Source organism: Buttiauxella sp. 3AFRM03 (genome assembly GCF_003675305.1).
Taxonomy (GTDB): domain Bacteria; phylum Pseudomonadota; class Gammaproteobacteria; order Enterobacterales; family Enterobacteriaceae; genus Buttiauxella; species Buttiauxella ferragutiae.
Genome location: NZ_CP033076.1, coordinates 3,158,113 through 3,180,929, shown reverse-complemented (window position 1 = coordinate 3,180,929; position 22,817 = coordinate 3,158,113). Strand labels below are relative to the sequence as shown.

Here is a 22,817-nt window from a genome sequence, read left to right as displayed (position 1 = left end):
TGCCTCACCCATTCTTATGCTTCACCCAGATACGCGCGGATTACGTCAGGGTTATTCCGGATTTGTTCCGGTGTGCCGTTCGCAAGCGGCGTCCCCTGGTTTACCACGTAAATCCTGTCAGAAATGCCCATCACCAGTTTCATGTCGTGCTCGATTAACAGCACGGTGGTGTTGTGGTGGTTACGTAACTCCATGATTAACTCGTCGAGTTCGTGGGTTTCTTTCGGGTTAAGGCCTGCGGCGGGTTCATCGAGCATCAGGATTTCTGGTTGCGTCACCATACAACGCGCAATCTCCAGGCGACGCTGATCGCCATACGCAAGGTTGCTTGCCTGGCGGTTGGCCTGCTCAAGCAGACCGATACGGTCAAGCCAGATGGCTGCACGATCCAGCGCTTCGCTTTGTGAGCGGCGGAAAGCAGGTGTTTTCAGTAAACCAGCAAACACGCCGGTTTTCAGTTGCTGATGTTGAGCCACCAGCAAGTTTTCAATCACGGTCATTTCACGGAACAGACGCACGTGTTGGAAAGTACGCACCACACCCATCCGCGCGATTTGTTGGCCAGGCAGACCTTCAAGGTGCTGGTCGCGCAACAGAATCGTACCGCCTGATGGCTTGTAAAAACCGGTCAGGCAGTTAAATACCGTGGTTTTACCGGCACCGTTCGGGCCGATTAACGAAACAATTTCTTGTGGATGCAGTTCCAGAGAAACATTGTTTACGGCGAGCAGGCCGCCAAAACGCATCATCAAGCCGTTTACGGATAACAATGGCTGACTCATGCCTGCTCTCCTTTCACTTGTTCCACTTGCTCTTTTTTAAGCTTCAACTGAGGGCGTGACATTGGCAGCAAGCCTTGTGGACGCCAGATCATCATCAGCACCATCAGGCCACCGAGCACCAGCATGCTGTATTCGTTGAGATCACGCATCAGTTCGCGTGACACCACCAACAGGACTGCGGCGAGGATAACGGCAAATTGCGAGCCCATACCGCCTAGCACGACGATCGCCAGCACGAATGCAGATTCGGCAAAGGTGAAGGATTCCGGGCTCACAAAGCCCTGACGGGCCGCAAACAGCGTACCGGCAAAGCCTGCGAACGCGGCGCTGATGGTAAAGGCGGTCAGCTTGATGCGCGTCGGGTTCAGACCCAGCGAACGGCAAGCGATTTCATCTTCACGCAACGCTTCCCATGCGCGGCCGAGCGGCATACGCAGCAAGCGGTTAATCACAAACAGCGACAACACCACTAATAGCAACGCAACGAGGTACAGGAAGATAATGCGGTCACCGGGGTTATACGCAACGTTGAAGAAGTTGCTAAAGGTATCCCAACCCCCTTCACGCGCGCTACGGCTGAATTCCAGACCAAACAACGTTGGTTTTGGGATCTGGCTGATACCGTTCGGCCCACCAGTAATTTCGGTGTTGTTAAGCAGTAAAATACGGACGATTTCACCAAAGCCGAGCGTCACAATCGCCAGGTAGTCACCGCGTAAACGCAGCACCGGGAAGCCGAGCAGGAAACCCGCCGCCGCAGACACCAGGCCCGCGATTGGCAAGCACGTCCAGAACCCTAAGCCGTAATAATGGTTGAGCAACGCGAAGGTATAAGCGCCGATGGCATAAAAACCGCCATAGCCCAGAACCAGCAAGCCGGACAACCCCACCACCACGTTCAGGCCCAGGCCGAGAATGATATAAATCATGGTCAGCGTGGCGATGTCGACCGTGCCGCGTGAAACCACAAACGGCCACGCAACCGCGAGCACCAGCAGCGCCAACAGGAACAGTTTTTGCTTCGGCGTAGAACCGTCTAACGCAGGCAGCACAAACTTCGGTCCGGAGACTTTTTTCATGCCTTTCTGGAATGCAGGGCGCAGCAACTGGAAGACGAAGACAATCGCCGTACCAATCAGAACCCACTCCCAGCGCACCGTTTCCGCACTGTGAACGACAAGTTTAGTCCCATCGAGACTCAGCTGAACGCCCATAAAGACGCCCGCCAGCACGAAAAATATCGCCGCCGAAAGCAGCGCAAGAACAACATGCATCGGTTTCATACTTTTTCTACCTCCGGACGGCCCAGGATACCGGTTGGCATCACCAACAGAACCACGATGAGCAGTGCAAAGGAGACAACATCTTTATATTCGGTGCTCAGATACGCCGAGGTCAGCGCTTCTGCAACACCTAAAATCAGGCCACCAATCATCGCGCCAGGAATACTGCCGATACCACCAAGAACCGCTGCGGTGAAGGCTTTCATCCCGGCCATAAAGCCGATGTATGGGTTGATAACGCCGTAGAATTGGCCGAGCAGAACGCCCGCTACCGCCGCCATAGCAGCGCCAATCACGAAGGTCAGGGAGATAACGCGGTCGGTGTTGATACCGAGCAGGCTCGCCATTTTCAAATCTTCTGCACACGCACGGCAGGCACGGCCCATGCGGGAATAGCGAATAAACAGCGTCAGTGCCAGCATCGCGATGAACGTCACGACCCAAATAACCAGCTGCATGGTGGTAATGGTTGCAGTGAAGTTTTCGCTGGCACCCACCACCCACTGGCCGTTAAACAGGCTTGGCAGTGCGATATCGCGTGAACCTTCAGTGAGGCTGACGTAGTTTTGCAGGAAGATCGACATCCCGATAGCAGAGATCAGTGCAATCAGTCGCTTAGAGTTACGCACCGGTTTATACGCGACACGTTCGATGCTCCAGCCGTAAGCACTGGCAATAACAATCGCGCCAATGAAACCGGCGCCGACCAGCATCCAGCCCACATCAATGCCCAGCATCATCAGCGCTGCGATGATCATGAACGAGACATAGCTGCCAATCATATACACCTCGCCGTGGGCGAAGTTGATCATGCCGATAATGCCGTAAACCATGGTGTAACCGATGGCAATCAACGCATAAGTGCTGCCCAGCGTGACGCCGTTAAACATCTGCTGCAGGAAGTAGAGGAACTGCTCGGACATACAATAACCTTATTTATTTCCCCTCCAGCGCATAGCCGCCGGAGAGGAGGGATGACCCAGAATTATCAGCCGTTACTTCGCCACAGAGGACGAACCGTCGGCATGCCACTGGAAGACACCAAATTCAAATCCCTTCAGATCGCCTTTCTCATCCCAGTTCAGCGGCCCAATCACGGTTTTCGCACCGTTTTCTTTTAAGTCTTTAATTAAATCAGCAGGTTCTTCACTACCAGTACGCTCAAGCGAGGTCGCCAGAGATTGCACCGCAGCGTAGGTGATCCACACATACGGGCCGCTTGGATCTTTCTTCTCAGCTTTCAGTTCATCAACGATAACTTTGTTCGCCGGGTCCTGGTCATAGCGTTTTGGCATGGTGACTAACATCCCTTCACCCGCCGCACCCGCGATGTTGGACAGCGATGCGTTACCCACACCTTCTGGTCCCATAAACTGGGTTTTCAGGCCAACAGCACGCGCCTGACGCAGGATCTGCCCCATTTCCGGGTAGTAACCGCCGTAGTAAACGAAGTCGATGTTTTCTTTTTGCAGACGCGCAACCAGCGTGGAGAAATCTTTGTCGCCCGCGGTGATCCCGTCGAAGAAGACGATGTCCGCGCCGCCTTTTTTCAGGCCATCTTGTACAGAGCGCGCCAGGCCTTCGCCGTACTGCTGTTTGTCATGAATGATGGCGATGCGCTTTGGCTTCACGGTTTCAAGAATGTATTTAGAGGCGGTTGGGCCCTGAGAAGAATCCAGGCCAGCGGTACGCATAATCATTTTGTAGCCGCGGCTTGTCAGCTCTGGGTTAGTCGCACCAGGGGTAATCATCAGAATGCCTTCGTCTTCGTAGATATCAGACGCTGGCTGAGTAGAAGAGGAGCAGAGGTGGCCGATAACGTAACGCACACCGTCGTTGACGATTTTGTTGGCAACCGCAACGGCTTGTTTCGGGTCACAAGCATCATCGTATTCAACCGCAACAAGTTTGTCGCCTTTGATGCCGCCTTTAGCGTTGATGTCTTTGATTGCCTGGCGAGCACCGTTGAATTCCATGTCGCCCCACTGCGCAACCGGCCCTGACATAGCACCAACAACCGCAACCTTAATGTCTGCTGCCGCTGCCGCGTGAGACACCGCCAAAGCAACAAACCCGGCGAGTAATGTCTTCGCGTTTACTTTCATTCTTTGAATCCCCATTTATCGTGATTTTGTGGTTTTATTATGGTCAAAAAGCATGCTGTTCACTTTTCAACCTTTAGCCATTTTTATGAGTGTCGTTAAGGGCTTAGCGTTAATATTTACAATATTTAAGGCTAAACTCTCTATTTTTCAGGCTATTAAGCAAAGATATTATTCTGTATTTGATGATAGTTAAACAAAAAAAAGCACCTTTTTCAGCATAAAATAGCGATACAAAGAGCGGAATAAAACACTAGGTTTTAGGGTTTTATACTGGCCATTTTTCAATCCACCACTTATCAAACTGGCATACGTTTGAGGCAAAAATTAATCGTCTGGTATATGGCAGATAAAAGATAAAGCGTCTGACGCAAATAAATTGGTTACACTCGGGGTTTTCCCGCTTTTTGGTTAGCTCGCTTATGAAACTCACCATCATTCGTCTGTTTGAGTGTAGTGCTCAGGATAAGATTGATCTTGCAAAGATCTGGCCGGAATATTCCAGCGCCTCACTGGCTCTTAGTGACGCCCACCGTATTTACGCGGCAAAATTTAACGATCGGCTATTAGGCGCGGTACGCGTCACACTTGCGGGTGCCGAAGGCGCTTTAGATTCGCTGCGGGTACGTGAAATTACCCGTCGTCGTGGCGTTGGGCAGTATTTAGTCGAAGAGGTGATTCGCGATAACCCAGACATCACCAGATGGTGGATGAGTGACGTTGGTGTGGAAGAGCGTGATGTTATGACGGCGTTTATGCGGGCGGTAGGGTTTGCGGAGCAAAGTGGTGGTTGGGGGAAATGAGATGAATGCGTCGGATGACGCTGGCGCTTATCCGACCTTGTATCTTGAACCGGTAGCTGGTTAGCTACCGGTTACATGAAACGGAGGAAGCTTGTATCCGACCTGAAGACCTCGATCTTCCGACGTAGCTTAAGCCCTCCGTTTCACCTTTCACGCCACTCAAAATCCGAACGGTAACCAGAAGCTCTGACTTCGCATGTACAAGGCTGGAATGGCGTGTTGGTTCACGTGGAAGGAGATGAAATATGGCTTTTCTCGGTGCTGATATCAGCAAAAATAAAATAGATGTCTGTCTGCTTGTTGCCGGTATTAAGGGTAAGAAAAAGCAGAAAGTCTTCACCAATGAACCCTGTGTGGCCCGCAAAATCATCGACTGGCTGGAGGCCCAAAAATGCGCCTCTGATAATATGACAGTCGTGATGGAAGCCACGGGTATCTACCATGAGAATCTGGCGTATGGGCTTCATGATGCGGGGATTTCTGTCTGCATGGCCAATCCATACCGTGTCCGTGAGTTTGCCTGCGGAATGGATATCCTCACGAAAAATGACACAGTGGACGCATTTGTGCTGGCCTGTTATGGCGAGCTGAAGCATCCCGATGCCTGGGTCCCACCGTCAGTTGAAGTCCGTAAACTCAGGGCGTTGTTGCGTCAGCGCGACGCGCTGAAAGAGGATGTGCAGAGGACGGCCAACCGGCTTGAAAAAGCGCATTCAACCTCGACACCACGGGAGGTCATAGGCTCACTGGAGCGGACACACGGCTGGCTGAGTGATGAACTGGAACGGATAGAAAAGCTCATTACTGACCACACAGATAACGACCCGGGACTGAAGGCCGATCTGGAGCTGCTGAAATCGATAAAATGTGTGAAGGAGCAGGTGGGACGGGAGATGCTGGCACTACTGAAAGACGGGACGTTCAAAAGTGCCTCGCAGGTGGCAGCGTATCTGGGAATAACACCGGTGGAGAGAGTGTCCGGCAGTTCGGTACGCGGGCGGGCACATATGTCAAAAACAGGCCCCTCAATAGTCAGAGCCAAACTGTATGTAGCAGCCCTGAGTGCAATCCGGTGGAATAAACCCGCGAAGGCGATATATGAAAGGCTGGTAGCGAAAGGTAAGGCGAAAAAAGCGGCGCTGGGTGCAGTGATGCGTAAGCTGGTACATATGTGCTTCGGCGTACTGAAAACCCGATTACCATGGGATGAAAATTATGCAGCTACCGCTTGACGTCCAAGACGGTAGCTACGAAAACCGTGCCCTGTAGGGTGGATAAGCGCCAGCGCCAGCGTCATCCACCAAAATACCCGCTCTACAAGAGCGGGTATTGTAAAACTTACTTAGCGTCAGTCGCAGTCCCGTTGGCATGCCAGGTAAACACGCCAAACTCAAAACCTTTCAAATCCCCTTTCGCATCCCAGCTCAATGGACCCATTACGGTTTCCACAGACGCACCTTTCAGATAAGTAGCGATTTCAGCCGGATCTTCTGACTTGTTCAGGCCCGCAGCCAGAGATTGCAGCGCTGCGTAGGTTGTCCAGACGAATGCGCCACTTGGGTCTTGTTTCTTCGCTTTGATGGCATCCACAACTGGTTTGTTCGCAGGAACCTGGTCGTAGTTCTTAGGTTTGGTGACTAACAAGCCTTCAGCAGATTCGCCGGCGATGTTAGACAGAGAAACGTTTGCCACACCTTCTGGACCCATGAACTGAGTTTTCAGGCCTGCTGCGCGAGACTGACGCAGGATCTGGCCCATTTCTGGGTGGTAACCACCGTAATACACGAAGTCGATGCTTTCTTTCTTCAGACGCGCTACCAGCGTGGAGAAGTCTTTCTCGCCGGCAGTGATACCGTCAAAGAACACTACGTTTGCGCCGCCTTTTTTCAGGTTGTCCTGAACAGAGCGAGCCAGGCCTTCGCCGTACTGTTGTTTGTCATGAATGATCGCGATGTTTTTCGGTTTTACGTGATCAAGAATGTATTTTGCCGCCGTTGGGCCCTGATCAGAATCCAGGCCGGTAGTACGCATTGTCAGTTTGTAACCACGCGCAGTCAGCTCAGGTGCTGTTGCCGCCGGGGTAATCATCAGAATGCCTTCGTCCTCGTAGATGTCAGACGCAGGCTGAGTGGAAGAAGAACACAGGTGGCCGATAACGTATTTGATGCCATCGTTAACCACTTTGTTGGCGACCGCTACCGCTTGTTTCGGGTCACAAGCGTCGTCGTATTTGGTGATAACCAGTTTGTCGCCTTTGATGCCGCCTTTGGCATTAATATCTGCAACCGCTTGTTCTGCACCGGTAAATTCCTGGTCGCCATATTGTGCAACCGGGCCAGACATCGCCCCAACTACCGCTACTTTGATATCCTTCGCAAATGCCGCGTTGCTCATCGCAAGTGCAATACAACCAGCCAATAACGCTTTGCCCTTCATTTTCATCCTGAGATCCCCATTTTTGTTGTGATTGGTATTTGTTGTGTTGTTTTGGCACGGTTTTATTTTTGATTGACGAATACCGCGTGTGCCTTCGCCGCACTCAGAGTTAAAAACATACCCGAATTTACGGCTTTTGGAATAACAATTTTTTCACAAGCTGAATGGGAAAGTGACAGGCATAAAAAAACCGCCCCGGAAGGCGGTTTTTTATCTGACGAAATAACTTACGCTTCGATGGCCATGCGCAGTTTTTTCATCGCGTTCTTTTCAAGCTGGCGTACACGCTCAGCGGAAACGCCGTAACGGTCGGCTAGTTCTTGCAGCGTGCTTTTGTTGTCTTCATCAAGCCAACGGGCACGGATAATATCCTGGCTGCGTTCATCCAGACCTAGCATGGCATCGCTGAGTTTATCAGCCGCGTGCGATTCCCAGTTGTCGTCTTCAATGCCATCGGCAAAGTTAGAAGACTTATCCTGCAAGAACAGCACAGGAGCCATTGGCGCGCTGTCTGAATCGTCGTCGTTGCCCATGTCGAACGTCATGTCCTGCGCCGCCATGCGCGATTCCATTTCACGGACATCTTTGCTGGAAACCCCCAGCTCGTTGGCGACCATTTCCACTTCGTCCTGGTTGAACCAACCCAGACGTTGCTTGGTTTTACGCAGGTTAAAGAACAACTTACGTTGTGCTTTAGTGGTTGCCACTTTCACAATACGCCAGTTACGCAGCACGTATTCGTGAATTTCAGCTTTGATCCAGTGCACAGCAAACGACACCAGACGGACACCCACTTCCGGGTTAAAGCGGCGCACAGCCTTCATCAGGCCGATGTTGCCTTCCTGAATCAAGTCAGCCTGCGGCAAGCCATAGCCCGAGTAATTACGAGCGATATGAACAACAAAGCGCAGGTGAGACAGGATCAGCCTTTTCGCTGCTTCCAGATCGCCCTGGTAATGCAGCTTTTCAGCCAGCTCCTTCTCTTCCTCAGCCGTTAACATCGGCCAGGAATTAGCGGCCCGGATATAAGATTCCAGGTTACCAACAGGGGCTAAAGCTAAATTTTGCATTTCTTTGGTCATTCAAACCCTCTCTTAGAAACTAAAGTACAGGTTGCTACAATCTTGCTGCACCAGGCTATTCGCCAGGCGCCAAACCGTACCATTCACAGTAACCTCAGACAGTGAGGTTATCCACAAGTTCACTGTAAAGCTGTGCTTGTATTACACACAAAATGTGACAGAGCTATGAAACTGGGCAGGAGAAACACTAACCGAGGTGGGAGCGTGTCCCCTGCTGACGGGTACTTCGTAGCAGGGGACAAGTATATCAAAAAATTTTTACTCTGGGGTAAAACGACGTAAATGTTGCACGGTCGCGATCCACGCCGCCAGCCAACCGCTCATCGACGCCACCAGCAGCAACAGCAAGCATTCGTCGAAACCTAAGCCCGTGAGGTCAAACTTAGTGCCAAATACTTGTGCGACTTGCGTGACCGCAGAGGACAAGCGCCACACCAGAATTTCAGTCAGAATCAGCGACAAAAATGCGCCGCTGAAACCTAACAGTGCACCACCGTACAGGAACGGGCGCAGGATAAATCCATCGGTAGCACCAATCAGTTTTTGCACGTTGATGGTGTCGCGACGGGCAAAGATGCTCAGACGTACGCTGTTACCAATCACCAGGAACACCGCTGCAACCATCAACACGCCAATCATTGCTGCGACACGCCCCACAAGACCGGTCAGCGAGGCAAGACGAGCAAACCAACTGTCATCCATACGGACTTCATCGACACCGTTAATCCGTGCCACGCGGTCACGCAAGGTATTCAGATGGTCGGTAGTCTGGAAGTCGAGTTTGGGATTCACCACCGCAACCGCAGGCAGCGGGTTTTCTTCCAGCATATCCAGCGCGCCACCAAAGCCCGACCAGTTGCGGAACTCACCCAGCGCTTCGTCACGCGAAAGATAGTTAACTTTATCGACGCCCTCTTCCGCCTGAATCGCGCCGACGACTTGCTGCGCGGCGTTATCATCGAGCGCTTTGTCGAGATAAACGGTGATTTGCGGGGAAGGATAATATTGCGTAGCGGCCTGATTGACGTTCTTGTAAACCATGTAGCACACGCTTGGCAACGTCAGGGAAATGGCAATCACCATCACCGTCAGGAAGGTGGCTAAAGGCTTGCTGCGCAGGTCTTGTAAAGCACCCTGCCAGGCGTAACGGAATTGTTCGTTTACGCCGCCTTTGAGCGATTTACTTTTCGACTGAGGCCCTTTGCCGCGTTTTTTCACCGAGCGGCCTAAATCCCCTAACTTACTCAGCGAGTTGATTTTATCCAGCCTGTTGCTGAAGCGCTTTATATGATTGAGCGCGCTGCGTTTATTCACCTGCCAGGCCTCCATGCAAATGGCCGTCACTTAACGTCAACATGCGATAGTTACGGCGGGAAATCAGCCCCATATCGTGCGTCGCCATCAGAACCGTTACGCCGACGCGGTTAAATTCCTCGAACAGACGTAAAATCCCTTCCGAGAGTGCATCATCAAGGTTACCGGTTGGTTCATCTGCCAGCAACACAGCGGGCTTATTCACAACCGCGCGGGCAATCCCCACACGCTGTTGTTCACCACCAGAGAGTTGGATCGGGAAACTTTTCGCTTTATCGAGCAGGCCGACTTTATCGAGTGCCGCCGAAACACGGCGGCGAATGTCTTCACCGCTGGCACCCGCGATAATCAGCGGGATAGCCACGTTGTCGTACACGGTTCTGTCCATCAACAAATGGTGATCCTGGAAGATCATGCCAATCTGACGACGCAGGAACGGCACTTCGCGGCTCTTGAGGCGGCTAATATCATGGCCGCCAAAAGCAATTTTCCCCGCACTTGGCCGCTCAATACCGCAGATAAGCTTGAGCAGAGTACTTTTCCCTGCTCCAGAGTGACCGGTCAGAAAAGCCATCTCACCAGGTTGCATATGGAAGGTCACTCCCTGCAACGCTTGTCTCCCGCCGAGATAGGCCTTACTAACGTGTTCAAAGCGAATCATGGTTAATCCTCTCGGGCAAAAAGTGCCTCAATAAAATCGCCCGCATTAAACGGACGCAAGTCCTCAATACGCTCGCCGACGCCAATATAGCGAATCGGAATACCAAACTGATCGGCAACGGAGAAAATCACGCCGCCTTTGGCTGTACCATCCAGTTTGGTTAGCGTAATGCCTGTCAATCCAACGGCTTCATGGAACAATTTAGCCTGGCTAATCGCGTTCTGACCCGTGCTGGCATCGAGGGTGAGCATAACCTCATGCGGTGCATCTTCGTCCAGTTTTTTCATTACGCGGACGATTTTCTTCAGCTCTTCCATCAGGTGCGCTTTGTTCTGCAAACGCCCTGCAGTATCCGCCAGAAGTACATCGACGTTACGCGCTTTCGCAGCCTGAATGGCATCGAAAATCACTGACGCAGAATCAGCACCAGTATGCTGGGCAATAACCGGAATATTGTTGCGATCGCCCCATACCTGCAATTGTTCTACCGCTGCGGCACGGAATGTATCACCCGCTGCCAGCATTACAGATTTACCTTCTTGCTGGAACTGACGCGCCAGTTTGCCGATGGTGGTGGTTTTACCCACTCCGTTAACACCGACCATCAGGATAACAAATGGTGTTTTGCCTTCAACTTTCAGTGGCTCATCGACTTTCGCGAGGATTTCGCCCATCTCTTCTTTCAGCAGGCCGTATAACGCTTCGGCGTCACGCAACTCTTTGCGGCTCGCACCTTCTGTCAGATTGGTGATGATTTTGCGTGTGGTTTCGACGCCAACATCGGCGATCAGCAGCTGCTCTTCGAGTTCTTCAAACAGATCATCGTCGATTTTCTTGCCGCGGAATAGACTGATAAATCCGGAACCGAGGTTCTGTTTAGTCTTAATTAAGCTGCGTTTGAGACGCGCAAAGAAACCTTCTTTGGTTGGTTTTTCTTGTTCTTGCTGAGGCTCTTGTTCTTGCTGAGGTTCTTCTTCAGCCGGAGATTCTTCGGCTTCTTCAGGTTCCAGCTCGGCCTGCACTTCTTCAACAACGATGGCAGCAACAGGAATAGCTTCAATCAGCGCTTCCTCAACAACCACATTTTCTACCGGAAGAATGGTCACTTCTTCAGGTTCAGCAAGCGCCTCAGGCTCAACAACATCTTCAACAATATCTTCAACAACAACTGGCTCTTGCTCCGGCTGCCACTCTTCTGGCTCCGGTACTGGCTCAATTTCTGGAGCGATCTCTTCTGGAACCGGCAACTCTTCGTGTTCAACAGCAACTAGTGCCGTTACTTCAGGTTCTGGAGTGATTTCAGGCTCAACCACCACCACTTCGCTCTCTGCGAGCTTTTCGGTGACTTCGACGATCTCTTCTGCGAAGGCTTCGGGCTCTTCGTGCTTATCAAGCACCACAGGTTCGGCTTCAGGCAGAGTTACTGGCTGAATTTCAGATTGAACCTCTGTCTGGATTTCTGGCTTAGCGTCGTCAGGCTGTACAGTTTCTTCCGCCGCTTGTGGCTGTTCAGGCTCAATAACCTGCTCAACAACTTCTTCGGCAACCGCTTGTTCTTCTGTTACTTTTTGTTCTGATTCTGCTTCAGAAGCCTGCTCTTTCTGGCCAAAGCCTAGCCATGAAAAAAAGCCACGTTTTTTCTCTTTCGCCATTTGCGAACACACCCCTCGCTGTTAATTCATGGCACAGGCCCGATTGAGCTTGCCACGGGCACTGAAAATAATTATCGAATGAATACGTTAGTCTATCACTTTCCCCGCTTTACACACACCGTTACACTAGACGGCAAGAAATTGCATCGCAGTGAGTCTCATGAAAAAACCGCAATCTACTGGCACCGGCCAGATCCGTATTATTGGCGGCCAATGGCGCGGCCGTAAACTGCCCGTCCCAGACAGCCCTGGCCTGCGTCCAACAACGGATAGAGTACGTGAAACCCTGTTTAACTGGCTGGCACCGTCAATGGTCGAGGCTACTGTGCTGGACTGCTTTGCCGGAAGCGGTGCGCTGGGGCTGGAAGCCTTATCGCGTTACGCCACCAGCGCCACCTTGCTGGAGATGGACCGCCATGTTTCGCAACAGCTGCAAAAGAATCTCGCCACCTTAAAAGCGGCTAATGGAAAAGTAGTGAACACCAATACGCTCAATTTCCTGGCACAGCCTGGCGAGCCGCACACTATCGTGTTTGTTGATCCGCCTTTCCGCAAAGGGTTGTTGGACGAGACATTAGCGCTGTTAGAAAGCAATGGCTGGCTGGCAGACGAAGCACTGATTTACGTTGAAAGCGAAGTTGAAAATGGCATGCCCGCAGTGCCAGCAAGCTGGTCGCTGCATCGTGAAAAAGTCGCAGGCCAGGTCGCTTACCGTTTATTTAGTCGTGAAATTTAAGGAACGACATCATGCTGATTAATATAGGCCGCTTGTTGATGCTGGGCGTTTGGGGATTTTTGTTATTAAATATTTTCCAGCCGTTCCCACGGCCGCTGAATATCTTTGTTAACGTCGCGCTGATCTTCACCGTGTTGATGCACGGTATGCAGCTGGCGCTGCTGAAATCAACCCAACCGAAAGATAGCCCGCCGTTGAGCCGTGCTCAGCAAATTAAGATTTTCATCTTTGGGGTGTTTGAGTTGCTGGTCTGGCAGAAGAAACTCCGCCAGGGCAAGTAAAGTCATCCTATTGGGGGTCGGGGATGAAGCCAACAAACCGCGTCCCCTTATACTGCAACGTCCCCGTATCTCCGACACTCATCGCATGATACTGCACCGCCGCCACACGCATTTTCAGATCCAACCCGCCGCTGAGTGGGCGAAACCAAACCTCATAACGCATCGAGTCTTCAACCGGCGTGACTTCACGTTGCCGTGAGCGACGTTCATTACCTGGCGTTTCGCGTTTCGTCGCCACCTGCACATGACTTTGCAGCACTGGTGCTGCATCATTTTCCGCATTCTGACGACGCTGCTGCACAAAGCGAAACGATGCCGCCACGATGATTACCGCCACAACAGCAATGAAGAAAAGTGGCATTTTACTCATAGATTTATCTCGTATTGTCAGGCACTTTTAAGAATACCCTGCCGCTCAGAATATTGTCATCTGGCGCTATTGGTCACTAGACTGACAGGTAGAATCTTGCTTTTAGTACGGTACATTTTAATTTAATACCCTAAGGACAAGCCATGCTTTGGTCATTTATCGCTGTATTCCTCTCCGGCTGGCTCTACGTTGATGCCTCCTATCGCGGGCCAACCTGGCAACGCTGGGTCTTCAAACCTGTCACCCTTTTACTTTTATTACTGCTGGCCTGGCAAGCGCCAATGTTCAACGCAACAGGCTATTTGATCCTCGCGGGGCTTGCGGCAACGCTGCTCGGTGACGCTCTCACCCTGCTGCCCACTCAGCGCATGCTGTACGCCATCGGGGCATTTTTCCTCTCTCACCTGCTGTATACCCTCTATTTTGCCAGCCAGATGACCTTTAGTTTGTTCTGGCCTTTACCGCTGATTTTGTTAGTGGTGGGGGCGTTATTAGTGGCAGTGATTTGGACGCGACTCGAAACGTTCCGCTGGCCGATTCTGACGTTTATTGGCATGACGCTGGTGATGGTTTGGCTGGCCGGTGAGCTGTATTTCTACCTGCCAACGCGCCCAAGTTTCTCGGCCTTTGTGGGTGCAGCGCTACTGCTTTTAGGCAATATTGTTTGGTTGGGTAGCCACTATCGCCGCCGCTTTACGGGCGACAGCGCTATCGCCGCGGCATGCTATTTTGCCGGGCACTTTATGATTGTCCGCGCGTTGTACATTTGAGGCTAAACAGTGTCGGATGGCGCAAGCTTATCCGACCTACAAATGCCGCGAACTTAATCTGGAAAATTTCCCTCTTGACTCTGGAGTCAACTCCAGAGAGTAACATGGGTAATGAGAACATTATCATTACCCAGGAGGGCACATGCTCAACTCCCAAAAACCACCGCAATTTGCTAAAGCAAAGCTCAGTCCATTGCCGATAAAAACCGACGCCTGTCACGGTAACGACTGCTGTAGCGAAGCCGTGCCCCCTGTAGAAACTGAAACCATTCCTGACACCGGTGAGCGTTATAGCTGGCTGGTTGATGGCATGGACTGCGCCGCCTGTGCTCGCAAAGTTGAAAATGCGGTGAAGCAACTGGCGGATGTCCAGCGCGTGCAGGTGCTATTCGCCACCCAAAAACTGCTGGTGACTGCGAGTAGCGATATTCGCCCGCAAGTTGAGAAAGCGGTAAAAGCCGCCGGATACAACCTGCGAAATAGCGCCGCCCCGGCGGAGAAAACATCCAGCTGGCGCGAAAACTTACCACTCATGTTGCTGATCGTGATGATGGCGCTGAGCTGGACTCTTGAACAATTTAACCATCCATTCGGCAAGTTCGCGTTTATCGCCACCACGCTGGTTGGCCTGTGGCCGATAGCCCGCCAGGCGGTGCGCCTAATACGCAGCGGTAATTGGTTCGCCATTGAAACCTTGATGAGCGTCGCAGCCATTGGCGCGCTGTTTATCGGCGCGACCGCCGAAGCCGCGATGGTATTGCTGCTGTTCTTAATTGGCGAACGTCTGGAATCTTACGCTGCCAGCCGCGCACGCCGTGGTGTCAGTGCGCTAATGGCGCTGAAACCGGAAGTCGCTACCCGCATTCGAAACGGCGAGCGCGAAGCTATCGCACTGGCTGAGTTACGCCCGGGCGATGTCATTGAAGTGGCTGCTGGCGGGCGTTTACCTGCTGATGGCCGACTGCTAACGCCATTCGCCAGTTTTGATGAAAGCGCGCTAACAGGCGAATCTATTCCGGTCGAACGCCAGCAAGACGAGAAAGTGCCTGCGGGCAGTACCAGTGTCGACAGGTTAGTGCAGCTCGAAGTGATTTCAGAACCCGGCGACAGCGCCATCGACCGCATCTTGCGTTTAATTGAAGAAGCAGACGAACGCCGTGCACCGATAGAGCGCTTTATCGACCGTTTCAGCCGGATTTACACGCCGATTATCATGGCGATTGCGTTACTGGCAGCCGTCGTCCCGCCACTGTTTTTCGGGCAAAGCTGGGATGAGTGGATTTACAAAGGGCTGGCGCTGTTACTGATTGGTTGCCCATGCGCGCTGGTGATTTCTACCCCTGCGGCAATTACCTCCGGGCTTGCCGCCGCCGCTCGACGCGGTGCATTAATCAAAGGCGGAGCCGCACTTGAACGCCTCGGTAAAATTCAGCATATCGCTTTCGATAAAACCGGTACCTTGACCGCGGGTAAACCGCAGGTCACCGCCATTGAAATGAATGGTGAGATTAATGAAAACGAGCTGCTGGCACTGGCGGCGGCGGTAGAACTTGGTTCGTCACACCCGTTAGCACAAGCCATTGTTCGTGAGGCACAAAACCGTGGGCTGGCATTACCGGTGCCCAGCGCCAACCGCGCGCTGGCAGGTATTGGGGTGGAAGCCACTATTAACGGCGAAACCGTGCTCCTGAGCGCACCGGGTAAACTCGCAGAAAACATTCTCGACACCAGCTGGCAGCAGCGAATTACCCAGCTTGAAGCTGAAGGCCAAACGGTGATTGCGGTGGTGCAGCAAAATCGCTTACTCGGCGCGATTGCACTACGAGATACCTTGCGTAGCGATGCTAAACAGGCTGTTGCTGACCTGAGAAAAATCGGGGTGCAGAGCGTGATGTTAACTGGCGATAACCCGCGAGCGGCAGCAGCCATCGCTGGGGAATTAGGCATGGATTACCGCGCCAGCCTGCTACCTGCCGATAAAGTCAGCGTGGTGAATGAACTCAACTCCCGTTCATCTCTGGCGATGGTGGGTGATGGCATCAACGATGCGCCAGCCATGAAAGCGGCAACCATCGGCATCGCGATGGGTAGCGGCACGGATGTAGCGCTCGAAACCGCAGATGCGGCACTTACGCACAACCGCCTGACCGAGCTTGCCAGCATGATTGGCCTCGCCCGCGCAACGCATAACAATATTCGCCAGAACATTACTATAGCATTGGGACTGAAGGGGATTTTCCTGGTGACCACGCTGCTGGGACTCACCGGCCTGTGGCTTGCGGTGTTAGCCGATTCCGGCGCGACGGCACTGGTTACAGCGAATGCGTTGCGGTTGCTGCGCAAAAAATAAAAAAGTCGGGTGACGCTTGCGCTTACCCGACCTACGGAACATCTGGTTTTGTAGGGTGGATAAGCGCAAGCGTCATCCACCGTTTTGCCTTAATTCATGCCCAGCATATGCGGTAACCATAACGAAACCGCCGGAATGTAAGTCACCATCGCCAGCACCACCAGCAACACGGCGTAAAACGGCAACATGGCGCGCACCACCACTTCGATTTTCTGTTTACTCACCGCACTGGCAACAAACAGCACCGAACCGACTGGCGGAGTAATCAAACCAATGCCGAGGTTCACCATCATGATCATACCGAAATGCACCGGATCGATGCCCAGCGAATTGGTCACCGGCAGCAAAACTGGCGTGAGGATCAGGATGATCGGCGCCATGTCCATCAAGGTGCCAATCAGCAACAGCATGACGTTGAGATACATCAGGATCACGTATTTGTTGTCAGACAGCGAAGTGAAAAATTCCGTGATACGTGACGGCAACTGCATGAAAGTCATCACCGCGCCAAACGCCGACGCAAAACCAATCAAAATCATTACGATAGAGACCGTTTTTACCGTGCGGAACATCAGCTTTGGTAACTCATTCCATTTGTAATCGCGGTAGATAAACATGGTGACGAAGAATGCCCAGACGCAAGCCACCGCCGCCGATTCTGTCGCCGTAAATACCCCCGTCAGAATCCCGCCGAGAATAATGACCACCGTCATCAAACCCCACAGCGCATCGAAGAAAATTTTCACCGCTTGTTTGAAGGGAATGCGTTCACCTTTTGGGTAACCGCGTTTATGGGCAAAGCCGAGGCACATCACCATCAGGCAGAAACCCAGCAACAATCCTGGTAAAATACCCGCGATAAACAGTGTGGCTATAGAGACCGTACCGCCTGCCGCCAGGGAGTAAATCACCGAGTTATGGCTCGGCGGGATCAAAATCGCCTGCACCGATCCGCTCGCCGTGACCGCTGCTGCATATTCGCGCGGATAACCCTTTTTCTCCATTTCCGGGATCATCACGCTACCGATGGATGCGGTATCCGCCACGGACGATCCGGAAATTGCTCCGAAGAACGTAGAAGCGACGATATTCACCAGTGACAAACCACCACGAATAAACCCAACGAAGATATAAGCAAAGTTCACCAGGCGGCGGGCAATACCGCCTTCCGCCATAATCGCCCCGGCCAGAATGAAGAACGGTATCGCCAGCAGGGTAAATTTATTCACCCCACTGGTGATTTGAATCATGATCGCTTCCAGCGGCAAATCTATCCATAACGCCCCGACAATGGCGCTTAGCCCAACGGCAAAGGCCACGGGCATTCCCACTGCAAGCAGCACCGCAAGTGTCGCTAATAAAATAAATGCGTCCATGTTATCCCCTGGTCTTAACCGTGATTACCCAGCAACACGATTGGGCGGTTCTCTTGAGAGCCAAACAGCAAGCGCTCGACAACAAACAGAATGAGTAAGATCGCGCCCACAGGCAGCGGGAGGTAGGTTTGGCCGGAAGTGAGGAGCGGGAATTCAGCAACTGGCTGTTCCCATAAATCGGCGCACAGGTAGAAGCTGTAATAGAACATCACCAGCGAGATAAGCAGCATCAGCAGATCAACAATGCGTGCGCAAAACGTCTGCAACGCCAGTGGCAGACGGTCTGTCAGCATATTCACTGCGATGTGCGAACCGGCGCGGTAACTCACCGCCGCGCCGATGAACGTGAAGGTCACCATGCAGATAATCGCTACCGGTTCCGGCCAGGACTCCCCACGGTTCAGGGCATAGCGCGAGAAAATGCCAATCGGAATAATCACCGTCATCACTAACAGTGAAAACCCCGCAATAATCATCGCCAGCAAATAAACCTTATCCATCAAATCTGAGTAGCGTTGGGACATAAGATCCCCTCCACGCAAGGGTTAGCGATAATAACTACTGAACTTCAGCAATAGCTTTCATCAGGTCCTGATGCTTATCGCCATACTCTTTGCGCACCGGCTCAGTGGCTTTCACAAACCAGGCTTTGTCGATTTCGTGGAACTGAACGCCACCGGCTTTCATTTTTTCCAGCGCTTGTTTGTTGTAAGCATTCCACAGTTCACGCTGTTCCATTTGCGTAGCACGCGCCAGGGTAAGGATTTTTTGCTGCTGGTCAGGCGTCAGTTTGTCCCACTTCACTTTGGAATAAAGCAGCATTTCTGGGGTAATGAAGTGGCCGCTCAACGTGTAGTTTTTGGCGACCGGCATGTAGTTGTGGGCAATAAACGTCGGTGGGTTGTTTTCCGCGCCGTCGATAACGCCGGTTTGCATCCCGCTATACACTTCGCTCACGCCCATCGCGACCGAGTTTGCGCCCATGTCTTTTAGCGTTGCCAGTGCCACCGGGCTACCCTGAACGCGGATTTTCATCCCTTTAAGATCTTCAGGTTTCACCACCGGATTTTTGGTAATCAGGTTACGCGTGCCGGAGTCCATCCAGCCGAGGAACACCAGGCGGGATTTCGGGTTATTCGTCAGCTTAGCGCCAATCTCTTTACCTAAATCGCCGTCAATCACTTTGTGCATATGATCTTCATCGCGGAACACATACGGCAAAGTAAAGACTTCAACATCCGGCAGGATCGCCGCAACCGGTGCCATCGACACACGGATCATGTCGATCGCCCCCATCTGCGCCTGTTCAATCATCTGTTTTTCATCGCCCAGCACACCGCTCGGGAACACTTTGATCTCTAAATCACCGTTGGTTTCTTGTTTGAGTTTTTCACCCATATGCTGCACCGCGACCACATTCGGATAACCTTCCGGATGAACGTCGGCAGCTTTAATCACCTGGGCGCAAGCCGTTTGAGCAAACAGAACGGACGCGGTAGACAGACATAAACCAGCAAAAGCAGGCAGAAAGGTCTTCTTCATTGGGTCGCTCCAGCAGAGGTAGAAATTTGAGATAAGAAGTAAAACAATGTTTTAATTTGTAGATTAAAAACTAGACTACGTGGAGAAAAGCGAGGGTGAAGCACTTCACAAAAAGTGACAAAAAATGAAATTGGGGTTCAAAGCAGATGTAAAGCGGGTTCAGAAGCCCGAAGCAAGACGCCAGGGGCTGAAGCGGTTTTATTGCCCTTTACGCAGCAAGTAGCGATAAGGCAATGATTCCACTTGTTTAGCAATAAGCTCGTGTTCCATAAAAACACAAAACCCGGGGATGTCACGCGTGGTCGCGGGGTCATCAGCAATGATAAGTAACGTTTCACCGGCCTGCATATTGCGCACGGTTTTACGCACCATCATTACAGGTTCGGGGCAGCGCAGGCCCAAAGCATCAAGAGTGTGGTCAGGATTGGCAAAAAGATCGGTCATCAGCGGTCTCGTATTTAACAAACCGCGCTAGTTTACCCCCGGCAGATTATCGCGCAAGTCACGTGAACGATTGCGCTAAAATTAACCATTGCAATGCGGGGTTAAAGCAGTATCATCGCCCCCGCTTTAAAAAAGACCAGGGTTCCCTCACCCCTTTCACTAAAAAGGCTACAAAATGACGCAGTTCAATTCTACTCAGCGCACTAAAGCGCTGTTCTGGCTATCGCTATTCCATTTGCTGGTGATTACTTCCAGTAACTATTTGGTGCAATTACCGGTCGCGGTTTTTGGTTTCCATACCACCTGGGGCGCGTTTAGCTTTCCGTTTATCTTCCTCGCAACCGACCTGACGGTACGCATTTTTGGTGCACCGCTGGCTCGACGCATTATTTTTGCCGTGATGCTGCCCGCGCTGGTGATTTCCTACGGTATTTCCGCGCTGTTTTATATGGGCACCTGGCAAGGGTTCGACGCACTTTTGCATTTCAATTTGTTCGTCGCCCGTATCGCTGTTGCCAGCTTTATGGCTTACGCATTGGGGCAGATTCTGGATGTGCACGTGTTTAACCGCCTGCGCCAGAGCCGCTACTGGTGGCTTGCGCCAACGGCATCCACGCTCTTCGGAAATATCAGCGACACACTGTCATTCTTCTTTATTGCTTTCTGGCGCAGCCCGGATGCCTTTATGGCGCAACATTGGGTAGAAATCGCCATCGTCGATTACTGCTTTAAAGTGCTAATCAGCATTGTATTCTTCCTGCCGATGTACGGCGTGCTACTGAATATGTTGTTGAAACGTTTGGCAGATAAGTCTGAAAGTTCGGCGTTGCAGCCGGGTTGACGGTGGTTGAATTATCTTGTGATAAGATGCTGAAATCAGCCGCGAAGGCTTGCTAACGTAAAGGAAGAAGTCATGGGTAATCTGGTAAAATATGTCGGTATTGGCCTGCTGGTATTAGGCCTGGCCGCTTGCGATAACAATGACAGCAAAACAGCCACTGCGAATGAAGCGGCACAAAGCAGCGCAACCGGTCAGCCCGTCAGTTTGCTGGATGGGAAAATCAGCTTTGCACTGCCTGCGGAGATGACTGACCAGAGCGGTAAGCTGGGCACTCAGTCAAACAACATGCACGTCTACTCTGATGCATCTGGTCAGAAAGCGGTGATTGTGATTGTTGGCGATGATACTTCTGAAGAGCTGTCAGCTCTGGCGAAACGTCTTGAAGATCAACAGCGTGCCCGTGACCCACAGTTGCAAGTTGTGACCAATAAATCTATCGAGATCAAAGGCCACACGCTGCAGCAGTTAGACACTATTATCTCAGCAAAAGGCCAGACAGCTTACTCGTCGGTTATCCTGGGTAAAATTGATAACCAGCTGTTAACTATGCAAATCACACTGCCTGCTGATAACCAGCAACTGGCGCAAACGGCTGCTGAAAACATCATTAACACCATCACCATTAAGTAATTATTTTCTGTTACTGCTGTGATGATGACACGGCCTCCGGTTGCTCAATCGGGGGCCGTTTTTTTAACTGCCACGCCATCAGTAATGCGATACAAACCAAAGCCGCCGCGGCCAGGTAAATCACCGAAACACCCGCATACGCCATCACGAACCCCGCCAACGGCCCGGTAATCCCCAGCGATAAATCCATAAACACGGTGTAAGTTGCCAGCGCGCTGCCCTGATTTTGTTGCGGTACCATCTTCACCGCCACCACGCCAAGCGCCGGGAACACCAGCGAGAAACCCGCCCCTGTCAGGAATGTACCGGCTTTTGCCATCCACGGTTCAACCGCCAACCCTACCAGCAGCAAGCCAATAATCTCGACCGAGAAACAAATCATCGCCACGTTCAAACCGCCCATGCGGTTAATCCCATTCGGGAAAAGTAAACGCGTGCCGACGAAAGCACAGCTAAACAGCGTGAGCGCGAAGGCTGCGCCGTCCCAGCCTTTGGCATCGTAAAACAGGGTGATAAACGTGGCGATCACCCCAAAACCTGCCGATGCCAGCGCGAGCGCCATTCCGTATGGCCACACACGCCCAAGCACTGCACGAAATGGCAGTGGTTTGCCTTTACTGGCTTTCACCGCCGGGCGCGGAAGCGCCAGCAGCACGGCTATCAGCGCCACTGCCATAATGATTCCCGCTAACAGTTTGAGGCCACCAAGGTGATAGAACAGCACGCCAAGCGGTGCGCCCATCGCCATCGCGCCATAAGTCACAATACCGTTCCAGGAAATCACCCGTCCAATATGCAACGACCCGACGACACCCACGCCCCAAAGCGTTGAACCGGTACCCGCAAAACTCTGCCCAATCCCTAAAATGACGCGCCCAAGGCAGAGTAACAGCAGGCTAACCAACGGCCATGCGCTACCAAACGCCGCCAGCATGTAGCTCGCGCCACTGAGGAAACAGCCGCACAAACCGAAGATAACGATTTTTTTTGGGCCCAGAATATCGGCATAACGCCCGGCGTGCGGGCGGCTCAGCAGGGTGGCGAAATACTGGAGGCTAATCACCAGCCCCGCCCAAAACGCGCTGTAGCCCATCACGTCATGAACGTAACCCGGCAATACCGCGAGCGGCAGGCCAATCGTCATATAGCTGGCAAAGTTGAACATCACTACAGAGACAATCTGTAGGTTAAGACGGTAACTGCTTAATGCGGGGGTGGGTGTGAGATCAGGCATGGTCATTCACTTTTAAAACAGCGTTCCTCAGTATATACACTTCAGGTTTCACATTTCAGCACCAGTATTTCAGAGTTGCCCTGCCGTGAGAAAAAAACGAAGCGCTACACTAAGAAGATTCTCCGCGC

The 22,817-nt window shown here is 52.1% G+C and carries 23 protein-coding genes; 8 read left to right on the top strand and 15 right to left on the bottom strand.

The window, feature by feature from the left end; all coding sequences use genetic code 11:
* Window positions 1-14: 14 nt before the first annotated feature.
* From livG to livK, 4 genes are all read right to left on the bottom strand, one after another.
* Complete coding sequence (gene livG / locus D8682_RS16230; RefSeq protein WP_121814693.1) at window positions 15-782, bottom strand: high-affinity branched-chain amino acid ABC transporter ATP-binding protein LivG; 768 nt, start codon at window positions 780-782, stop codon at window positions 15-17.
* Window positions 779-2,065, bottom strand: coding sequence for a high-affinity branched-chain amino acid ABC transporter permease LivM (locus tag D8682_RS16225; RefSeq protein ID WP_064542345.1), 1,287 nt, complete (start codon window positions 2,063-2,065; stop codon window positions 779-781). The genes livG and D8682_RS16225 overlap by 4 nt, the downstream gene beginning before the upstream one ends.
* Entirely contained in the window at window positions 2,062-2,988 is a 927-nt protein-coding gene (livH, locus tag D8682_RS16220; protein WP_121814692.1) for a high-affinity branched-chain amino acid ABC transporter permease LivH, read from the bottom strand. The genes D8682_RS16225 and livH overlap by 4 nt, the downstream gene beginning before the upstream one ends.
* 72 nt (window positions 2,989-3,060) lie before the next feature.
* Window positions 3,061-4,170 (bottom strand): high-affinity branched-chain amino acid ABC transporter substrate-binding protein LivK, encoded by a 1,110-nt coding sequence (livK, locus tag D8682_RS16215; RefSeq protein WP_121814691.1) that lies wholly within the window; start codon window positions 4,168-4,170, stop codon window positions 3,061-3,063.
* Between the two features lie 419 nt (window positions 4,171-4,589).
* Here livK and panM point away from each other — a divergent pair, with 419 nt between their 5' ends.
* Both panM and D8682_RS16205 read left to right on the top strand, forming a co-directional pair.
* Window positions 4,590-4,970, top strand: coding sequence for an aspartate 1-decarboxylase autocleavage activator PanM (panM, locus tag D8682_RS16210; RefSeq protein WP_121814690.1), 381 nt, complete (start codon window positions 4,590-4,592; stop codon window positions 4,968-4,970).
* 245 nt (window positions 4,971-5,215) lie between these two features.
* A complete protein-coding gene (locus tag D8682_RS16205) occupies window positions 5,216-6,202 on the top strand; it encodes an IS110 family transposase (protein WP_121813607.1) in 987 nt (328 codons plus the stop codon).
* 106 nt (window positions 6,203-6,308) lie between these two features.
* Here D8682_RS16205 and D8682_RS16200 read toward each other — a convergent pair whose 3' ends face one another.
* The 5 genes from D8682_RS16200 to ftsY form a co-directional block, all read right to left on the bottom strand.
* Window positions 6,309-7,412, bottom strand: a complete 1,104-nt coding sequence (locus D8682_RS16200; RefSeq protein ID WP_064542333.1) for a branched-chain amino acid ABC transporter substrate-binding protein — start codon at window positions 7,410-7,412, stop codon at window positions 6,309-6,311.
* 221 nt (window positions 7,413-7,633) lie between these two features.
* Window positions 7,634-8,488 carry an RNA polymerase sigma factor RpoH gene (gene rpoH, locus D8682_RS16195; RefSeq protein ID WP_034499532.1) on the bottom strand — a complete coding sequence of 285 codons (855 nt, stop codon included), beginning with the start codon at window positions 8,486-8,488 and terminating at the stop codon, window positions 7,634-7,636.
* A gap of 258 nt (window positions 8,489-8,746) precedes the next feature.
* Entirely contained in the window at window positions 8,747-9,817 is a 1,071-nt protein-coding gene (gene ftsX / locus D8682_RS16190) for a permease-like cell division protein FtsX (protein ID WP_269811582.1), read from the bottom strand.
* A complete protein-coding gene (gene ftsE, locus D8682_RS16185) occupies window positions 9,795-10,463 on the bottom strand; it encodes a cell division ATP-binding protein FtsE (RefSeq protein ID WP_064542330.1) in 669 nt (222 codons plus the stop codon). The genes ftsX and ftsE overlap by 23 nt, the downstream gene beginning before the upstream one ends.
* A 2-nt stretch (window positions 10,464-10,465) precedes the next feature.
* Window positions 10,466-12,115 carry a signal recognition particle-docking protein FtsY gene (gene ftsY, locus D8682_RS16180; RefSeq protein WP_121814689.1) on the bottom strand — a complete coding sequence of 550 codons (1,650 nt, stop codon included), beginning with the start codon at window positions 12,113-12,115 and terminating at the stop codon, window positions 10,466-10,468.
* A gap of 160 nt (window positions 12,116-12,275) precedes the next feature.
* Between ftsY and rsmD the strand changes: the two genes are divergently transcribed.
* Together rsmD and D8682_RS16170 are read left to right on the top strand one after the other, a co-directional pair.
* The gene (gene rsmD / locus D8682_RS16175; RefSeq protein ID WP_064542324.1) at window positions 12,276-12,851 is read left to right on the top strand and encodes a 16S rRNA (guanine(966)-N(2))-methyltransferase; all 576 of its coding nucleotides are present in this window, start codon (window positions 12,276-12,278) and stop codon (window positions 12,849-12,851) included.
* Window positions 12,852-12,862: 11 nt separating this feature from the next.
* Entirely contained in the window at window positions 12,863-13,132 is a 270-nt protein-coding gene (locus tag D8682_RS16170; RefSeq protein WP_064542321.1) for a DUF1145 family protein, read from the top strand.
* Between the two features lie 7 nt (window positions 13,133-13,139).
* Here D8682_RS16170 and D8682_RS16165 read toward each other — a convergent pair whose 3' ends face one another.
* Entirely contained in the window at window positions 13,140-13,502 is a 363-nt protein-coding gene (locus tag D8682_RS16165; RefSeq protein WP_064542318.1) for a DUF2500 domain-containing protein, read from the bottom strand.
* Window positions 13,503-13,645: 143 nt separating this feature from the next.
* Here D8682_RS16165 and D8682_RS16160 point away from each other — a divergent pair, with 143 nt between their 5' ends.
* Together D8682_RS16160 and zntA are read left to right on the top strand one after the other, a co-directional pair.
* On the top strand, window positions 13,646-14,272 hold the full coding sequence (locus tag D8682_RS16160; RefSeq protein ID WP_064542315.1) for a lysoplasmalogenase: 627 nt from the start codon (window positions 13,646-13,648) through the stop codon (window positions 14,270-14,272).
* A gap of 142 nt (window positions 14,273-14,414) precedes the next feature.
* Window positions 14,415-16,622, top strand: coding sequence for a Zn(II)/Cd(II)/Pb(II) translocating P-type ATPase ZntA (gene zntA / locus D8682_RS16155; protein WP_121814688.1), 2,208 nt, complete (start codon window positions 14,415-14,417; stop codon window positions 16,620-16,622).
* Between the two features lie 89 nt (window positions 16,623-16,711).
* Here the strand turns inward: zntA and D8682_RS16150 are convergent, their stop codons facing one another.
* From D8682_RS16150 to tusA, 4 genes are all read right to left on the bottom strand, one after another.
* Window positions 16,712-17,998, bottom strand: coding sequence for a TRAP transporter large permease (locus tag D8682_RS16150; RefSeq protein WP_064542309.1), 1,287 nt, complete (start codon window positions 17,996-17,998; stop codon window positions 16,712-16,714).
* A gap of 14 nt (window positions 17,999-18,012) precedes the next feature.
* Window positions 18,013-18,522: a TRAP transporter small permease gene (locus D8682_RS16145; protein WP_064542306.1), complete on the bottom strand. Its 510-nt coding sequence runs from the start codon at window positions 18,520-18,522 to the stop codon at window positions 18,013-18,015.
* 34 nt (window positions 18,523-18,556) lie between these two features.
* A complete protein-coding gene (locus tag D8682_RS16140; protein ID WP_064542303.1) occupies window positions 18,557-19,540 on the bottom strand; it encodes a TRAP transporter substrate-binding protein in 984 nt (327 codons plus the stop codon).
* Between the two features lie 198 nt (window positions 19,541-19,738).
* On the bottom strand, window positions 19,739-19,984 hold the full coding sequence (tusA, locus tag D8682_RS16135; protein ID WP_064542301.1) for a sulfurtransferase TusA: 246 nt from the start codon (window positions 19,982-19,984) through the stop codon (window positions 19,739-19,741).
* 175 nt (window positions 19,985-20,159) lie between these two features.
* On the opposite strand from tusA, the gene D8682_RS16130 reads away from it, so the two are divergent.
* Window positions 20,160-20,825: a 7-cyano-7-deazaguanine/7-aminomethyl-7-deazaguanine transporter gene (locus D8682_RS16130; protein WP_064542299.1), complete on the top strand. Its 666-nt coding sequence runs from the start codon at window positions 20,160-20,162 to the stop codon at window positions 20,823-20,825.
* Window positions 20,826-20,897: 72 nt separating this feature from the next.
* Entirely contained in the window at window positions 20,898-21,455 is a 558-nt protein-coding gene (locus D8682_RS16125) for a DcrB family lipoprotein (protein ID WP_064542296.1), read from the top strand.
* A 10-nt stretch (window positions 21,456-21,465) separates the two neighbouring features.
* Here D8682_RS16125 and D8682_RS16120 read toward each other — a convergent pair whose 3' ends face one another.
* On the bottom strand, window positions 21,466-22,689 hold the full coding sequence (locus D8682_RS16120) for an MFS transporter (protein WP_064542547.1): 1,224 nt from the start codon (window positions 22,687-22,689) through the stop codon (window positions 21,466-21,468).
* Between the last annotated feature and the right edge of the window lie 128 nt (window positions 22,690-22,817).

Coding starts and splice junctions, on each gene's coding strand:
- D8682_RS16125 (WP_064542296.1), top strand. CDS start 20,898: ATGGGTAATCTGGTAAAATATGTCGGTATTGGCCTGCTGGTATTAGGC.
- D8682_RS16140 (WP_064542303.1), bottom strand. CDS start 19,540: ATGAAGAAGACCTTTCTGCCTGCTTTTGCTGGTTTATGTCTGTCTACC.
- rsmD (WP_064542324.1), top strand. CDS start 12,276: ATGAAAAAACCGCAATCTACTGGCACCGGCCAGATCCGTATTATTGGC.
- D8682_RS16205 (WP_121813607.1), top strand. CDS start 5,216: ATGGCTTTTCTCGGTGCTGATATCAGCAAAAATAAAATAGATGTCTGT.
- D8682_RS16145 (WP_064542306.1), bottom strand. CDS start 18,522: ATGTCCCAACGCTACTCAGATTTGATGGATAAGGTTTATTTGCTGGCG.
- livH (WP_121814692.1), bottom strand. CDS start 2,988: ATGTCCGAGCAGTTCCTCTACTTCCTGCAGCAGATGTTTAACGGCGTC.
- D8682_RS16130 (WP_064542299.1), top strand. CDS start 20,160: ATGACGCAGTTCAATTCTACTCAGCGCACTAAAGCGCTGTTCTGGCTA.
- rpoH (WP_034499532.1), bottom strand. CDS start 8,488: ATGACCAAAGAAATGCAAAATTTAGCTTTAGCCCCTGTTGGTAACCTG.
- livK (WP_121814691.1), bottom strand. CDS start 4,170: ATGAAAGTAAACGCGAAGACATTACTCGCCGGGTTTGTTGCTTTGGCG.
- D8682_RS16170 (WP_064542321.1), top strand. CDS start 12,863: ATGCTGATTAATATAGGCCGCTTGTTGATGCTGGGCGTTTGGGGATTT.
- D8682_RS16120 (WP_064542547.1), bottom strand. CDS start 22,689: ATGCCTGATCTCACACCCACCCCCGCATTAAGCAGTTACCGTCTTAAC.
- livG (WP_121814693.1), bottom strand. CDS start 782: ATGAGTCAGCCATTGTTATCCGTAAACGGCTTGATGATGCGTTTTGGC.
- D8682_RS16160 (WP_064542315.1), top strand. CDS start 13,646: ATGCTTTGGTCATTTATCGCTGTATTCCTCTCCGGCTGGCTCTACGTT.
- panM (WP_121814690.1), top strand. CDS start 4,590: ATGAAACTCACCATCATTCGTCTGTTTGAGTGTAGTGCTCAGGATAAG.
- D8682_RS16165 (WP_064542318.1), bottom strand. CDS start 13,502: ATGAGTAAAATGCCACTTTTCTTCATTGCTGTTGTGGCGGTAATCATC.
- ftsX (WP_269811582.1), bottom strand. CDS start 9,817: ATGGAGGCCTGGCAGGTGAATAAACGCAGCGCGCTCAATCATATAAAG.
- ftsY (WP_121814689.1), bottom strand. CDS start 12,115: ATGGCGAAAGAGAAAAAACGTGGCTTTTTTTCATGGCTAGGCTTTGGC.
- tusA (WP_064542301.1), bottom strand. CDS start 19,984: ATGACCGATCTTTTTGCCAATCCTGACCACACTCTTGATGCTTTGGGC.
- D8682_RS16225 (WP_064542345.1), bottom strand. CDS start 2,065: ATGAAACCGATGCATGTTGTTCTTGCGCTGCTTTCGGCGGCGATATTT.
- D8682_RS16200 (WP_064542333.1), bottom strand. CDS start 7,412: ATGAAAATGAAGGGCAAAGCGTTATTGGCTGGTTGTATTGCACTTGCG.
- D8682_RS16150 (WP_064542309.1), bottom strand. CDS start 17,998: ATGGACGCATTTATTTTATTAGCGACACTTGCGGTGCTGCTTGCAGTG.
- ftsE (WP_064542330.1), bottom strand. CDS start 10,463: ATGATTCGCTTTGAACACGTTAGTAAGGCCTATCTCGGCGGGAGACAA.
- zntA (WP_121814688.1), top strand. CDS start 14,415: ATGCTCAACTCCCAAAAACCACCGCAATTTGCTAAAGCAAAGCTCAGT.